We start from the raw sequence: 14,353 nt of genomic DNA on the forward strand, positions 1-14,353 counted from the left end.
AGTGTTCAGCTGACATGTATAACCTTCGTGCTATTGTTATGTACAGCGCGTTCGAATGGCTTACCCATTGATCCGCCTGCACCATCATCGGATATGGGCGAACGCAAAAAAGGCCCACATCCTGCAAGGGACGTGTGACCGTGGTGCCACCCTTATTTACCGGAAAAGAATACTCAAACAGACAGCAAACTGTGCGTCGTATATACATCGCAGCAGTCTGTGCGCATGCTTGCATCTTACAATCGCAAGCACATAACAGCGTCCAAACGCCAAACGTGAAGCTGTCCCGTTCATAACTGAACCCAGCGGTTCTGATCCGGCCTTTATGCCACGTTAACGGCGGGCTGCCGGCCGGCATACTGAGGACGATCGCTGTGCAATCTCCGCTTCAACCTGGCACTCCAGAGTCCATTCGGCAAACCATCTTCACCGGTTTCCATCACCCACCGGCTTTCTGTAGAAGCATTCTTCTGCCTACTCTTCTCTATCATCGTTTTCCGATATTTACAAAAATACGCGTTGGTGCTGCGTGTTCTTTGAAACTCATCATAATTGGCAAATCGTCAAATGTCAAATCGCTTTTTGCCCAAAAAATCTGGTATGATAATGATACTATATTTGCACTTTATTTGTTCTGCAAGATGAGGAAGGAGCCGCGCAATGACAGTTAGCAAAGGAACCTGGAACCAATATGAAACCTATATTCTCAAAAGCAAACAGCTCGAAGTCACGCTGCTGCCTAAGCTTGGCAACAATGTAATCGGACTGCGCGATGTACAGGAAAACCGCGAGATTTTGCGCCGTCCTGAAGAAAGCGAACTTGATTTTTATTTGCAAAAGCCATACCACTTCGGTATGCCTATGCTGATGCCGCCGGGACGTATTCGCCGTGGACATTTTGAATTCGACGGTGTGGAGTATCAGTTTGATCAAAATACAGCTAACGATAATCATATTCACGGATTGCATCGTACCCAGTCATGGCGAGTTGCTGATATTGATGAGAGCGAAGACGGTTGCCAGATCGTTACCGAGTTGTTAACGGCTGATGATCCCAACTGGATTCGGCAATACCCTACCCCGCTCAAGCTGGAAATGACGTTGCAATTGCAAGGAACTTCTCTAATGCAACGCCTCAAAATTACCAACCTGGGGCAAAACTCCGCTCCGTTCGGATTCGGTCTACATACCTGGTTCCTGTTAGATGGCGAACCGGAGCGTTGGACGCTGAAAATCCCGGTGAGCAATCAGCTCTTGCAGGATGAAGAGCAGATTCCGACTGGCGAAGTCGTGCCGCTGGAGGAATGGGACGAACTGAATACCGGCATGAATATGCAACATCGCAATTGGGACAATCTGCTGCGCATTGGTGATAAACGTCCAGTGAGTGCCGAATTGAAACGCGATGATGGTTACGGGCTGCGCTATTCTGCTGATCCGGATCATTTTAAATACTGGGTATTGTACACCAAGGGCGAAAGCGACCAGTTCTTATGTATCGAGCCGTATACAAGTCTGCCGGACGCACCGAATTCGACACATCCACGCGACTTTACCGGTCTGATCGAATTGCATCCCGGGCAACCGGTGGAATTGAATCTACAGCTGGATGTTATTGAGAAATATACACAACTGTAATAGAAATACTGCTGTAACAGAAACATAGCTGTAACGGAGCAAACGATTGTGTTGCTGCCTCGGATCAAGGCTGCTGCATAGCTTCGATATTGCGTTGTGCGACCTAGCTGAATCCATCTACACACAAAAAGCGACTCCATAAGGAGTCGCTTTTGTTTGATATGATCGTGCTATCCATTGTTCCATCCCAGCACACCGGGTATGTGGCTCAATCGAGCCGAATAGGAATATAAAATAATATAATGGCAGGAATCATGATGCCTGTTCCGGTTCAATGGCGGTATTGCGTTTAGTGCTAGTTATGATATTGGTTGTACATCCGTATGATACGTTCTAGTGTACCGCTTGATTCTGTTGTTACTACTTTGCGAATAGATGCGTAACAATTGCTTGATAACTACGTTCCTTCTGAATAAGTGCTGCTTATGATTTTTGCTCATATAGTTTGTGTTTATTGCTTGTTATATCTAGTTTTGTTTCAAATTGGTTCTAGTTTCGTTCTGCTTTCACTCTTATTTCAATCTACTTTTCTACACTCTACCTCTTGCTACGTATTGCCTTGCTACCACAGCTAAATCCCTACTACTTGCTTCTCACCAATCGTTAGATCGACGGTGTACATACTGGCTAATTACGACAATTCTGCATTTGCCTCGTTGTATGTAGCTCTTGGATAACGAATCATGTGGTTCGCCATGTTGTAGTTAGATTCGATCACAGTGTCGACCATGATTAATCCTTTGGATACAGCGAATTCGTAACTGATCTCTCCGTGTGTCCAGTGGTTTTTGAATTTTAGCGATTCAATTGCCATTTGGCGGAACGATTTGATCTGCATTGCCGTCAATCCATCTTCTGGACCGCTCCATTCTCCGTTTCTACCACTGATCGGGTTATGCTTGATACCAAACTTACCAATCGTGTTGTTGCGGATCTGTACGAATACTGTACCAGAATCCAGATGCGCCAATTCATTTTCCAGTTCTTTGAACACAATGTCTACTTGTCTGGATAATGAAAACAAATCATTTTTAGGCATTTGTTCCCCTTCCTTTCTCTGTCAATCATGTAAATTCAGGACTTCGGACTCATTATATGGTGATTATGGAGTAGTGGCAAGCACATCATCAATAAATAGGTCTTTATAACTATTATTCGACATTTTTCACTGTTATTATACTGTTTTCTGCTGTGTTTTACGACAGCAACTGAGTTAAATTTGTCACTTTATAACTTGCGCATTTATGCAAAAATTAAGAGTCGGTAATAAAAAAAGAAAGGCTTTGTCTATGAAAAGACAAAGCCTTCTTTACATCATGTGTTGCATGAATTGGATCTTTTACTGTGTATTCATGCAGCAGGAATGACATTCTTTTTACCAACTACATCATGCGTATTGGAACAAATTATTGTTGTACCCGGTCAGCAGTCATTTCCAGGAATAGATTCACATCGGCGATACTCGCGTCGACTGCTTGCTGCCAAAATTCTGGTTGTGTCAGATCGACACCAAGATGTTTCTGTGCCAGATCTTCGACTGTCATCCGACCAGTATCACGCAGCAGCGCATCATAACGAGCAGCAAAGCCTGCACCTTCTTGTTGAGCCAGCGCATAGATACCGGTGCTGAACAGATAGCCAAATGTATACGGGAAGTTATAAAATGGCACGCCCGTTTTGTAAAAGTGCAGCTTGGATGCCCAGAAATGTGGATGATACGAAGACAACGTATCGCAGAACGCTTCACGCTGCGCCTCTTCCATCAATTCATTCAGCTGCTCGCTACCTACCATACCGGAACGACGCTGCTCGTAAAAGCGTGTTTCAAACAAGAAGCGCGCATGAATATTCATATAAAAAGCAATGCTGCGTTGAATTTTATCTTCTAGCAGAGACAGCTTTTCTTCATCGTTAGCTGCACCTTTGACCAGTGAATCGGCAACAATCATTTCCGCAAATGTAGACGCCGTTTCCGCTACATTCATCGCATATTGTTGACTGAACGCAGGCAGCTCGTTCATCACATGCTGATGATACCCATGACCGAGTTCGTGTGCTAGCGTTGATACATTGGATGCTGTACCGCTATAGGTCATGAAAATACGGGTTTCCTTACTTTGCGGCAGCGATGTACAGAAGCCACCCGGACGCTTACCAGCACGATCTTCCGCTTCAATCCAGCGCTGGTCAAATGCTTTGACCGCAAAGTCTGCCATATCGGGATTAAACTTGCGGAACTGCTCTACGATCAGATCGGCGGCATCGTCATAGCTAACTTGACTATCCACATTACCGATTGGCGCATCCACGTCATTCCAGCTCAATCTCTCGACGCCTAGCACTTGAGCCTTCCGTTCCAGATACGATACGAAGACAGGCTTATTTTTGACAATAACATCCCACATCGTATCCAGCGTTTGCTGAGACATACGGTTTATATGCAGCGGCTCCTTGAGTACACTGTTCCAGCCACGATTATCATACAATTTCAGACGGAATCCACCTAGATGGTTGAGCGTATCGGCACAGAAATCTTCTACTCCAGTCCATGCTTCTTCCCATTTGTGGAACATGTCTTCACGTACTTCTCGGTTTGTATCGTTCATTTTGTTGGCAGCCTGTCCAGCGGACAACTGCACGGTTTCACCATTTTGTTCAAATGGAATTCGCACATGGCTTACGATCGTATCATAAAAGTCACTCCAGCCATGATATCCATCAACCGCCAGACCTAGCGCCAGACTTTCCAGTTCTGGTGTCATTTTCTCACGTGCCAGACTACGAATTTCGTTCAGGAAAAAGGAGATCGGCTCCACTTCTGGGCGTTTGATCCACTGTGCGAATACGTCATCTTCTGTATTCAGCAGGATACTTTGAAATTGTACAAACAGACTTTGCAAACGTGCTGACAAATCGCCAAGCGATGCCGACAGACGAACCGCCTGCTTATCACTCTGATCCTGTGCAGTCAGACAACCTGCAAAGGAAGCAGCTTCGCGTAGACGAATCCGAGCATGTTGCAGTTGTTCTAGCAAACCGTCAAAAGCCGTTGTCTCTTCTACTGTGTTCGGAGCAGACACGGTTTTGACCTGTTCAGTCAGTTTTGTAATATCTTCGGTCAGCTGCTGTAAGTGCTGTTGCAGTTGTTCCGAGCCAGAGCCTCCAGCAAAGATCGGTTCCAGATTCCATGTTTGGTTAAGCGGATGGTTCATGATGACATCACCTTTCTGTGTAAGTTTGCAGACAGACCACCTGCGGTTGCTATGTACAATAGATCTCTCATCGCCAAGTGGGTATAACTATAGTATACTCTAATTCAACACTATTTTGGTATGGAGGAGGAAGCCTGACATGCGACCACTACAAATCTCAGCTGATACCGCCGTCAAGCTGGCAGAGAAGCTGAATATCCCGCTTGAACAGCTGATGCACATGCCTCAGCATATTTTAATGCAGAAACTGGCTGAAATGGCTAAGGACGAACAGGGTGACAAGTCTCAATGATTCCGTTCAACCAGGCATGGCCTTACGATATTGTGATGAACGATGTATATATTCAAGACTGCCCCTTTTGCCAAGCTGGCAATGTGCTGTTACCGATCAAGCCGAAGGAATTGGCAACAATCCGCAACGGTAAAAAAAGGCTGCTCGTCTTCCCATGTTGCAGCAATCGGGTGACTTTGCTGGACAGTGATAGCGATTATTTGCTGACGGATACCATTTTACGCTGATTGAACCGCCGATCAAGCACGTTTGTCACTAGAACATGGTTCATTAGCTACGTATGGAGAATACGCGGATAAAGGTATCTTGTACGGATGTTGTTTACATGTGAGCAGAAATAATGAGAAAAAGAACCATCTTGTGCACTGGATACTGTGCGCAAGACGGTTCTTTTTTGTGTTTTATCTTTAAAGTTTCAGCATTTTCTAAACATAGTATCCTGCTGACTACTCCTGCATCTCATGCGGAAGCTCGTGATTTTTCGCTAGCATCTGCTCGCGCAGAACGACCCATTGCTCACGCGAAGCACGAATCATCGCGGAATCGGTAATGCGCTGGTCGTTGATAACACGTGAGAACCATTTGACCGCTTCGTTAAATTGATCAAGACGCCGGTGCAGCTCACCGATCAGGAACATGAGCCGAGCATCGCTACCGCCGATACTTTCTAGTTCATACACACGGATGTACGAATCCATGCAGTATTTTAAAAAGCGCAGTTCCTGCTCGGTTTCGCCATTGTAACGGTGCAACCATGCGATATGATGCAAAAAGCTAGCAATAATCCGTTCTCTGTCACCGATTGCTTGCGCACACATCAGTGCCAGTTTATACGTTTCCAGTGCTTGCTCGCGTGTGCGATGACCGCCCATATCACGTTTGGCAAGTCGATTACCGATTTCGGTCATAAACTTTTGCTTATGGGCGGAGCTGAGTGTAGCCATCGAATTCTCCGTTGAGGCAAAGCCGCAATGCGGACAAACCCGTACGACGTAGAAATCAGGATTCTCATGCTGGTAATATGCGCAAAAATCAGAATCCCGGCGTGAGACGCGTTTTAGACTTGGTCGTACCCGACTCGTCTGAAACGATTCCTCACATTGCGGGCATTGGACGTTGATTTGATATAGCGGTTCTAACTGTATGGACTCCTCCATCTGTACTTCTTCCCCCACGTTTATTTATACTTCTGTATGCTGACGATACAGAACTCAATGACTGTTCACAAAATGATGTGCTGGACCGGATAAACGGTCGACTACGAATTGACGCAATTCATCCTGCACGCCAATCTCCTGAAGCGCTGCATTCATGCAAGCTAGCCAGGCATCTGCCTTTTCATTCGTAATCGGAAACGCCATATGCCGCGCACGCATCATCGGATGACCATACGCATCAGAAAATAACGATGGACCACCAAAAAACTGTGACAAAAACATATACTGTTTCTCCATCACAGGATAAATATCTTCTGGAAATAAAGGACCGATCAATGGGTCTTGCTGCACTTTCGGATAAAAAGCCTCCACCAGACGGCGGACACCTTCGGCACCGCCAAGCAGCTCATAAAGAGATGCACGATTATTCAAAGGGTATCGCCAACTTTCGTTACGTCGTTGCCCAAAGTATACCATAGTTACCCGGCAAGTGGGACGCGCGTTGTCGAAATTTCTGCTATCCCACGGTCGTCAACAATGCCTGTCGCCTCTGATCTGGTATAAACCGATCATTTCAAGACAATGACATATAAAAAAGGACGCTAACTCAATGTTTAGCGTCCTTGTGCAGCCGAGTGTATCTACGCGGCTGCGTCTATAGGTTCAAGTTCAACAATTCAATTCATACTGCTCACCCTGCTGACTTGCAGCAGTTGTTCATTCAGCCCATACGTCATACCAACTGATTTCAGTACATGCTGCCGTCTTCTTCCCCGGGTTGCGCGAAAGAGGATCGGATGACATATACAAAACCACACACTAGAAGTCCGGAAATAATGCTTATACCCATCATGATCACTCCAATTCTTGAATGTGTTGTTGACTACCGACGGTTGATTACGGTTAACTTATGTATTCATTTTACCATACTGACTGCGAAATAGTACCCTTTTTGTAAGCGTTTACTTTAACAATTAGATTACAGGCTCTTTACAAAAGATCGTATTATTGCGGTTTTGTTGCATAAGCCTAACGAATGTCAACGTTTGCCTGCCAACTGGCTCTTTATCTATGGTTTGGAGATGTGTTCTGTGAAGATCCCTGCCCAAAAAGATTGTTTTCATTGCCAGAATTGATTATCATCAAAAGGGAGCAGGTTAACGATTCTGGATAAAGGAGCTTCCCCAACTTGAGATACTATGTACTGGATCGCGGAGACCAACTATCGATCGAACTAAGTGAACGGTTTCATAAGCTGGCTGCCGGATATGGCTTTCAGCTCGATGCGGAATCGCCGGAAATTGTTGTCTCTATCGGCGGAGACGGCACGATGCTGCACGCTTTTCATACGTTTATTGACCATATTCCTGATCTTGCCTTTGTCGGTATTCATACCGGTCATCTCGGCTTCTATGCCGACTGGAAAGCAGATGAGCTGGAAGATCTGGTAAAATTCATGGCTGGTGAGGTTAGCGAAGAAGACGATCACAATCCGAAAATCGTCAAATATCCGCTGATCGATCTGGAAATTCACGCCAAAAGCGGGGTATCTCGCTATACGGCACTGAACGAGTTTACGTTAAAAGGGCTAGATGGCACGACCATCGTGGCACAGCTGGACATCAATGATGAGATTTTCGAAATGTTTCGCGGTGACGGCATTTGCATTTCTACCCCTTCTGGCAGTACAGCCTATAACAAGGCACTTGGCGGGGCGATGGTGCATCCGACGATTGAAGCGCTACAAATCGCCGAGATTGCGTCGATCAACAATCGAGTCTATCGCACACTCGGCTCGTCCATGATGCTGCCCAAGCATCACCACTGCGATATTCACTCGCGCAAGCAGCAGCGCTTGCAGCTGACTGTGGATCATCTGAACATTCCAATCGACGATCTCATCTCGATCCGCTGTCAGGTGTCCAACATCCGCGTCAGCTTCGCCCGCTACCGTCCGTATCCGTTCTGGAATCGGGTTAGACAGTCGTTCCTCGGTTGAACTGACAGCTGACAGTAGCAATACGTAGTGACGCTACACCACATTTTTAATTGTATACATGCAAACAAGCCTTCCTCTCTCCGCCGGCTGATCCCGTTGGAGTGAAGAAGGCTTGTTTGTATATCACCTAGATTTTGGAGTTGAATGTTTCTTTGTCCGTGTGCAGCTGCTGTTTTAAAATCCTACTGAACAATGCAGGAGAAATTTCACCTATTCCTCTAGAAACCCGACATTTTAAAATATCCCCATTAGGTAAAACTTTTCTATACATATCATCGACGCCCCGTCTGTACATTTCCCAACCATCTCTTTGCAGATACCTTCTTAAGTCTTTCCAACTAGCCATGTAACAGGTTTACAATCTCTTCAGGACTGTTATAGACAAGTACACGCATAATATAGGGAACATGCTTTTTACGGTTAGGGGCATTCTGATACTGCTCAAAATATTCAAAATATTCTTCCGCATATTCAAATAATTGAGTAGCCAGAGACAATTTTAATTCTTCAAGCGTGTTTGCTTCGGCAATAATATCTTCAATTTGTTCAATCGAACCAACGAATGTGTCGTTTGTCTGTTCATATTCAAAAGTAAACTCGTATGCTGCAAAAATTAACTTTAGCTGCTCTATGGAAAAACTGGCAATAATATCGCGATTACGTTTGACGAATTGTGGTTTCACTCTAACAACATCATCAATATATTGTCCAAAGTTAGCTCTTACTTCAGTAGCACTTTGTATAGCATTCATAAAAAGCACTCCTTTCTGTATGTATGATTATACGACTATAAATGAAAAAAGTACAGAATGTACATTTTGTACTTTTTTAAATTTCACAAATAAAAACTCCTTCTGCATTCACTGTATTTCACAGTAAGTATAGAAGGAGTTTCATTGAAGGTTATTTAATCCTTTTGCGGCTCGTTGGCTGCCTGTGGGGCTGCTACGGGTGCAGGAGCTGCCGGAGCAGGTGCCGGATTGTTCCGCTGGGATGGAGAAGGTTGCTGCGTTTGCTGTTGCGGTTGTTGATTGGAAGCTTGCTGCTGTTGATTAGGAGACTGCTGTTGGTTCTGACGTTGCTGATTATTCTGGTGATGCTGTTGGTTCTGATTCTGGTTATTCTGCTGCTTTTGCCGTGGAGATGACTCTTTGGCTTGATTGTCAGCAGAACCAGCGGCTGTTGCTTGGGCAGAAGCTTGTTGCTTGCCCTGCTTTTGACCGGAAGAGCCTTTGTCCTGACGGTCACCACGGTCACGTTTGCCGTGACTTCTGCTGGAGCGCTGTGGTTTGTCGCCGCCCTCGCTGGACTTGGCTTCCGGCGGGCCGTCTTTGGTCTTTTGCAGAACAAAGTAGGCACAGCCAAAATTGCAGTATTCGTTAATATACTCGGTCAGACTGGATAGAGAACTGTCCTTCGCCGCTTTCGGATGACCATCCCGGTAAAATCCTTTGAGTCGAAGCTGGTTATAGCCCCAATCGCCCAAAATATAATCATACCGTTCCAGTACTTCGCTATAGCGTTCACGGAAAATATCGACATTCCAGCCGTTCCGGTATTCTTTGATGATCTCGTAGGTTTTGCCACCAATCTGAATCAAGGTCGTCCCGCCTTTCGCAATTAAACGGTCGAAGTTTCCTTCGACTTCGATGCGGATTTTACCTGTTCATGCGCATGGTAGGAGCTGCGAACGAGCGGACCGGATTCCACATGGCTGAATCCGCGCTTCAGTCCTTCTTCTTTTAAAATCGCAAATTCTTCTGGTGTGTAATATTTCGCCACGTTCAGATGCTTCGGACTTGGCTGCAAATATTGACCCAGCGTCAGAATATCGCAATCCACGGCACGCAGGTCATCCATAGATTGTAAAATTTCATCCCACTCCTCGCCTACGCCCAGCATGATGCTGGATTTGGTCGGAATGTTTGGTTGCAATGTTTTGGAGTTGCGCAGCAGTTCCATCGAGCGTGGGTATTTTGCTCTCGCTCTGACCCGATCAGACATGCGCTCTACCGTTTCAATATTATGGTTCAAAATATCCGGTTTGGCATCCATCACAATGCGCAGCGATTCAATATCGCCCATAAAGTCAGGAATGAGCACTTCCACACTGCACAATGGCAGGCGTTTGCGCATCGCACGGATCGTTTCCGCAAAAATCATCGCCCCGCCGTCTTTGAGATCGTCACGGGCAACACTTGTAATTACACAATGATTCAGGCCCATCTGCTCTGCGGCTTCAGCTACCCTTTCTGGTTCTTGCAAATCAAGTTCCGTCGGCATCCCTGTATTCACGGCGCAGAAACGACAAGCGCGCGTACAGATATCTCCCAGTATCATGAATGTAGCAGTCCGGTTCGCCCAGCATTCGTAAATGTTCGGGCAACGAGCTTCCTCACATACGGTATGCAGCGTTTTGGAGCGCATCATGCTTTTGATTTCCTGATAGTTTTCGTTGTTGGTCATCTTGATTTTGATCCATTCGGGCTTCGGTTGCTTAGCTTTTGTAGACAAGATGCTTGACCTACCTTCCTCGGGTGTATTGTCATTCAGGATTTATCAATCATTGGGATTCATTATAGCATGAAATGCATAAGCCTGAAATCTTTGCTTTGTTTAAATGGTAATGATCGTTTACACTAATGATTGTCGTGCGGATGCTTCGTTCCCGTCATACGGCGGTTGCGGAGGATTCGCCAAAGTTGCGGAAAGGACGGCATAATCAATATGAACAAAATAAATGCAAACAAAACGTTGTCAGCCGAAAACATGAGTTCGTCGCGTCGCCTGCTGACCGCGCTCATTCTCGGTTCGCTATCGGCATTCGCGCCGCTATCAATCGATATGTATTTGCCAGCATTGCCTACGCTGGCTGATAATCTGCACACGCAAGCATCGCTTGCCCAGCTCAGTCTGACCGCATGTCTGCTCGGTCTTGCTTTTGGACAGCTCGTTGTCGGGCCGCTCAGTGATGTAAAAGGTCGCCGGATGCCGCTGTTATTTTCACTCGTGTTGTACACAATCTCCTCGCTATTATGCGCTTTTACCGGCAACATCTGGGTATTGATCTTGCTGCGATTTATTCAAGGTGTAACCGGAGCTGCCGGCATTGTCATCTCACGGGCGGTCGTACGCGATCTGTATTCTGGTCACGAGCTGACCAAATTCTTCTCTCTGTTGATGCTGATTAACGGGGTGGCGCCGATTGCTGCACCGATCATTGGCGGATTATTGTTAAAGGTTGTACCATGGCAGGGTGTATTTGTAGTATTGGCTATAATCGGGGCAGTTATGCTGATTGCGGTAACGTTCGGTTTGCCAGAATCCCTGCCATCGGATCGCAAAGCTGCTGGGGGGTTAAGCAGTACGCTTCGTACATTCGGTCGTCTTGTACGTGATCGTGCTTTTATGGGCTTTGCATTGTCGCAGGCGTTTGTTACAGCAGCGATGTTTGCTTATATTTCCGGTTCGCCCTTTGTGATTCAAGATATTTTTGGCGTATCGGCACAGGGCTTCAGTCTGTTCTTCGCGCTGAATGGTCTCGGGATTGTCATATGCTCTCAGCTGGCAGGTCGTCTGTCTGGAACGTTTGGCGAATTGCGTATATTGCGTCTTAGTTTGACCGTTGCTTTTACAGCGGCGTTACTGCTGCTCATTATCGCTTTTGCTGGTGGCGGATTGTTCCTGATCGCAGCCATGCTGTTCCTGATCGTATCGTGTGTCGGTTCGGTTGCGGCTACGTCTACTTCGCTGGCAATGCAAACACAGGGAAATTCAGCAGGTAGTGCCTCCGCTCTGCTCGGTCTGCTGCCGTTAACGCTAGGCGCTGCGGCTTCACCATTGGTCGGTCTCGGTAGTGGAACAACAGCGGTGCCGATGAGCGTCGTTATTTTCACAGCGGAGACGCTGGCAGTGATCTGCTTCCTATTGTTGGTCGAAAAAAGACAGCAGCAGGCGAAGTCGCAATAACAGCGTAATGACCTACAATCAGGCACAAAGGATGTTGCAACAAACGATGGTTGTCATTTGAGACACATGACTGTTTGCTGTGATTTGAGATGATTGCTTCATACAAGGTACATTTTGAAAGAAGTTATGTCTTAGAAGAAGTTACATTTTAGAAGACATTGCGTATTTAATAAGGGTTTATTTTAGAAAAATTGAATGTAGCGCAAGTTATATTGGGGAACAATATAAAATTAAAACAGGTGGCACTTTGCAGATTATGCAGAGTGCCACCTGTTTGTATATCATCTGTGGGTCTACTGTACATATATGCTATATGCGTATGCCACATCTGTAGCTACATATATGCTGTATTGGTAAAGGTAGATGTTGTACGTGAATTGCGAAGCTGAATCGTTCGTTTCACCAAAAAAATCCATTAATATCTATATAAATCTACATTTAGGATATGATCGTCCGATATACATACAAGTAGATACTAATAGAAGAAACCGAAACGCCAATCAGCGTATCGCGTAATGAATCTTACACGGTTAAACATGTGCACACATACTCTCAATGAAGCATCGGCACATCCATATATATAAGATGGCATCATAATTTTAAGGGTAAAGGGGATTGGCAGGCATGTGGATCGATCGGCATTTTGGCAAAATAACCGGGGTAGTGGTCTTTCTGATGATCATGAATTTCTTGCTGCTGCATACCGGATGGAATATTCTGCTGGGCATGATCTATGTAAGCATGGCAGCTATTCATTATCGTAATGAGATCCGGCATTTTGTTCATCTGTCGTTGCTGCATCGCTATGGAACAGCACTAGGCGGGCTTGTTCTCACTGGTGTGATCTCGCTGCTATTGTTCTGGTACGGCTTGGATCTGGCAAATCAGTCTCAACATGCCGCATTGTTACACTGGACATGGATGAGCGCCGCGACAGCGACACTGCTCGCAGCGTACTTATTCGCAATGATCTGGCTTCGCAAAAAGCCAGCTACATCCAATAACTAAACGTTTCTTTTGAGTCCTATAGGCTTTTATTCATATGAACAGGCTGTCTTCCTTAGATATAATAGGGGAGGCAGCCTGTTGCATCATGTAGGAAATAGATGAGCTGTATAGTGACTGATAGATTTGCGTTTGTGTTCATAATATGGTACGTTCTGCTACAATCCTACTATTTCTAGCATGATAACTGGAAAATCCTGTGTATTGCAATGGCTGTTTGTTTAAATTCAAACTATTTTTGTCTGGATGGTCATGTTAAAATAGTGGAACAGTTTAACAGAGTACGTTGGGTGATAACAATCAGATTACAATCTGCATGCCGTATTAGTTAAAGCGGTTACTTACATGTGCAAAATTTCTCATTGATCCTATCCTGCGACAAACTTTTATTTAGCGAAGTGCTGTCATGATTCCCCGTTTGTTTTGCTTATAGATATTTATTGGTAAAGGATGAGATCAGAATGACTACTAATATTTTGGAGCGTCTGCGGACAGATACTGCGGAAGCCCATCGTCAGATTGAGAATAATGACTATGCGCGCTCCATGATGGATAAAAGTATGACGTTACCTCAATATACTGAATATTTGCAGCTGTTTTACGGATTTTTGCGTCCGTTGGAGCAACATGCGATATCTTCTGGACTGCCAGAGCAGCTCGGATTGGATATGGATATTCGTGGTAAAACAGCATTGCTCGAACAAGATCTACTGCATCTCGGTGTAACTCGTGAACAGTTGGATGCCTTGCCACTATGCGACAGTTTGCCGGATATCTCTACATCTGCGCGCTTGATCGGCAGTATGTATGTGATCGAAGGGTCTACGCTCGGTGGACAGATAATTACAAAGCAATTGATGAAATTCCTACCGGTTGAGCCGGGAGCAGGTATTTCCTATTTTAACGGGTATGGTCAGGATACACGTGACCAATGGCAAAGTTTCCGCGATGTAGTTGTGAATCGTGGACAATCGCCGCAGGAACAACAAGAGATTGTGGATGCAGCACGTCAGACATTCCAACTGCTTGATGCGTGGTTCCATACGTAATTCGTCTTCTTACAACACAGGAATGGAGGTCA

Annotated in this window: 14 protein-coding genes and 1 other annotated feature; of the genes, 7 read left to right on the forward strand and 7 right to left on the reverse strand. The window is 45.5% G+C overall.

Annotated features, from left to right (window positions below; genetic code table 11):
- Positions 1-123: 123 nt before the first annotated feature.
- Positions 124-500 (reverse strand) — a binding site (T-box leader).
- 160 nt (positions 501-660) lie between these two features.
- Positions 661-1,638: an aldose 1-epimerase gene (locus ACE3MZ_RS19065; protein ID WP_411343687.1), complete on the forward strand. Its 978-nt coding sequence runs from the start codon at positions 661-663 to the stop codon at positions 1,636-1,638.
- 631 nt (positions 1,639-2,269) lie between these two features.
- On the opposite strand, the gene ACE3MZ_RS19070 is transcribed toward ACE3MZ_RS19065, so the two are convergent.
- Entirely contained in the window at positions 2,270-2,677 is a 408-nt protein-coding gene (locus ACE3MZ_RS19070; protein WP_411343688.1) for an O-methyltransferase, read from the reverse strand.
- A 367-nt stretch (positions 2,678-3,044) separates the two neighbouring features.
- Entirely contained in the window at positions 3,045-4,850 is a 1,806-nt protein-coding gene (locus ACE3MZ_RS19075; RefSeq protein WP_411343689.1) for a M3 family oligoendopeptidase, read from the reverse strand.
- A gap of 139 nt (positions 4,851-4,989) precedes the next feature.
- Here ACE3MZ_RS19075 and ACE3MZ_RS19080 point away from each other — a divergent pair, with 139 nt between their 5' ends.
- Both ACE3MZ_RS19080 and ACE3MZ_RS19085 read left to right on the forward strand, forming a co-directional pair.
- Positions 4,990-5,142, forward strand: coding sequence for a YycC family protein (locus tag ACE3MZ_RS19080; RefSeq protein ID WP_411343690.1), 153 nt, complete (start codon positions 4,990-4,992; stop codon positions 5,140-5,142).
- The gene (locus tag ACE3MZ_RS19085) at positions 5,139-5,369 is read left to right on the forward strand and encodes a hypothetical protein (RefSeq protein WP_411343691.1); all 231 of its coding nucleotides are present in this window, start codon (positions 5,139-5,141) and stop codon (positions 5,367-5,369) included. Before ACE3MZ_RS19080 ends, ACE3MZ_RS19085 begins: the two co-directional genes overlap by 4 nt.
- Before the next feature lie 219 nt (positions 5,370-5,588).
- Here ACE3MZ_RS19085 and ACE3MZ_RS19090 read toward each other — a convergent pair whose 3' ends face one another.
- Together ACE3MZ_RS19090 and ACE3MZ_RS19095 are read right to left on the reverse strand one after the other, a co-directional pair.
- Positions 5,589-6,299 carry a DUF2225 domain-containing protein gene (locus ACE3MZ_RS19090; RefSeq protein ID WP_411343692.1) on the reverse strand — a complete coding sequence of 237 codons (711 nt, stop codon included), beginning with the start codon at positions 6,297-6,299 and terminating at the stop codon, positions 5,589-5,591.
- Positions 6,300-6,353: 54 nt separating this feature from the next.
- On the reverse strand, positions 6,354-6,731 hold the full coding sequence (locus ACE3MZ_RS19095) for a globin (protein WP_411343693.1): 378 nt from the start codon (positions 6,729-6,731) through the stop codon (positions 6,354-6,356).
- 757 nt (positions 6,732-7,488) lie between these two features.
- On the opposite strand from ACE3MZ_RS19095, the gene ACE3MZ_RS19100 reads away from it, so the two are divergent.
- Complete coding sequence (locus ACE3MZ_RS19100) at positions 7,489-8,298, forward strand: NAD kinase (protein WP_411343694.1); 810 nt, start codon at positions 7,489-7,491, stop codon at positions 8,296-8,298.
- Between the two features lie 338 nt (positions 8,299-8,636).
- On the opposite strand, the gene ACE3MZ_RS19105 is transcribed toward ACE3MZ_RS19100, so the two are convergent.
- From ACE3MZ_RS19105 to lipA, 3 genes are all read right to left on the reverse strand, one after another.
- Entirely contained in the window at positions 8,637-9,050 is a 414-nt protein-coding gene (locus ACE3MZ_RS19105) for a hypothetical protein (protein WP_411343695.1), read from the reverse strand.
- A 155-nt stretch (positions 9,051-9,205) separates the two neighbouring features.
- A complete protein-coding gene (locus ACE3MZ_RS19110) occupies positions 9,206-9,898 on the reverse strand; it encodes a YutD family protein (RefSeq protein WP_411343696.1) in 693 nt (230 codons plus the stop codon).
- 20 nt (positions 9,899-9,918) lie between these two features.
- Positions 9,919-10,812: a lipoyl synthase gene (gene lipA / locus ACE3MZ_RS19115; protein ID WP_411343697.1), complete on the reverse strand. Its 894-nt coding sequence runs from the start codon at positions 10,810-10,812 to the stop codon at positions 9,919-9,921.
- A 213-nt stretch (positions 10,813-11,025) separates the two neighbouring features.
- Here lipA and ACE3MZ_RS19120 point away from each other — a divergent pair, with 213 nt between their 5' ends.
- The 3 genes from ACE3MZ_RS19120 (at position 11,026) to ACE3MZ_RS19130 (ending at position 14,321) form a co-directional block, all read left to right on the forward strand.
- Complete coding sequence (locus tag ACE3MZ_RS19120) at positions 11,026-12,267, forward strand: multidrug effflux MFS transporter (protein WP_411343698.1); 1,242 nt, start codon at positions 11,026-11,028, stop codon at positions 12,265-12,267.
- A gap of 624 nt (positions 12,268-12,891) precedes the next feature.
- On the forward strand, positions 12,892-13,275 hold the full coding sequence (locus ACE3MZ_RS19125; RefSeq protein WP_411343699.1) for a hypothetical protein: 384 nt from the start codon (positions 12,892-12,894) through the stop codon (positions 13,273-13,275).
- 458 nt (positions 13,276-13,733) lie between these two features.
- Positions 13,734-14,321, forward strand: coding sequence for a biliverdin-producing heme oxygenase (locus ACE3MZ_RS19130; protein ID WP_411343700.1), 588 nt, complete (start codon positions 13,734-13,736; stop codon positions 14,319-14,321).
- Positions 14,322-14,353 lie beyond the last annotated feature (32 nt).

The organism is Paenibacillus sp. WLX1005 (genome assembly GCF_046603685.1).
GTDB lineage: Bacteria > Bacillota > Bacilli > Paenibacillales > Paenibacillaceae > Saccharibacillus.

Excerpts from the sequence above, each read along its gene's own strand:
- ACE3MZ_RS19065 (WP_411343687.1), top strand. The coding sequence starts at position 661 with ATGACAGTTAGCAAAGGAACCTGGAACCAATATGAAACCTATATTCTC.
- ACE3MZ_RS19070 (WP_411343688.1), bottom strand. The coding sequence starts at position 2,677 with ATGCCTAAAAATGATTTGTTTTCATTATCCAGACAAGTAGACATTGTG.
- ACE3MZ_RS19075 (WP_411343689.1), bottom strand. The coding sequence starts at position 4,850 with ATGAACCATCCGCTTAACCAAACATGGAATCTGGAACCGATCTTTGCT.
- ACE3MZ_RS19080 (WP_411343690.1), top strand. The coding sequence starts at position 4,990 with ATGCGACCACTACAAATCTCAGCTGATACCGCCGTCAAGCTGGCAGAG.
- ACE3MZ_RS19085 (WP_411343691.1), top strand. The coding sequence starts at position 5,139 with ATGATTCCGTTCAACCAGGCATGGCCTTACGATATTGTGATGAACGAT.
- ACE3MZ_RS19090 (WP_411343692.1), bottom strand. The coding sequence starts at position 6,299 with ATGGAGGAGTCCATACAGTTAGAACCGCTATATCAAATCAACGTCCAA.
- ACE3MZ_RS19105 (WP_411343695.1), bottom strand. The coding sequence starts at position 9,050 with ATGAATGCTATACAAAGTGCTACTGAAGTAAGAGCTAACTTTGGACAA.
- ACE3MZ_RS19120 (WP_411343698.1), top strand. The coding sequence starts at position 11,026 with ATGAACAAAATAAATGCAAACAAAACGTTGTCAGCCGAAAACATGAGT.
- ACE3MZ_RS19125 (WP_411343699.1), top strand. The coding sequence starts at position 12,892 with ATGTGGATCGATCGGCATTTTGGCAAAATAACCGGGGTAGTGGTCTTT.
- ACE3MZ_RS19130 (WP_411343700.1), top strand. The coding sequence starts at position 13,734 with ATGACTACTAATATTTTGGAGCGTCTGCGGACAGATACTGCGGAAGCC.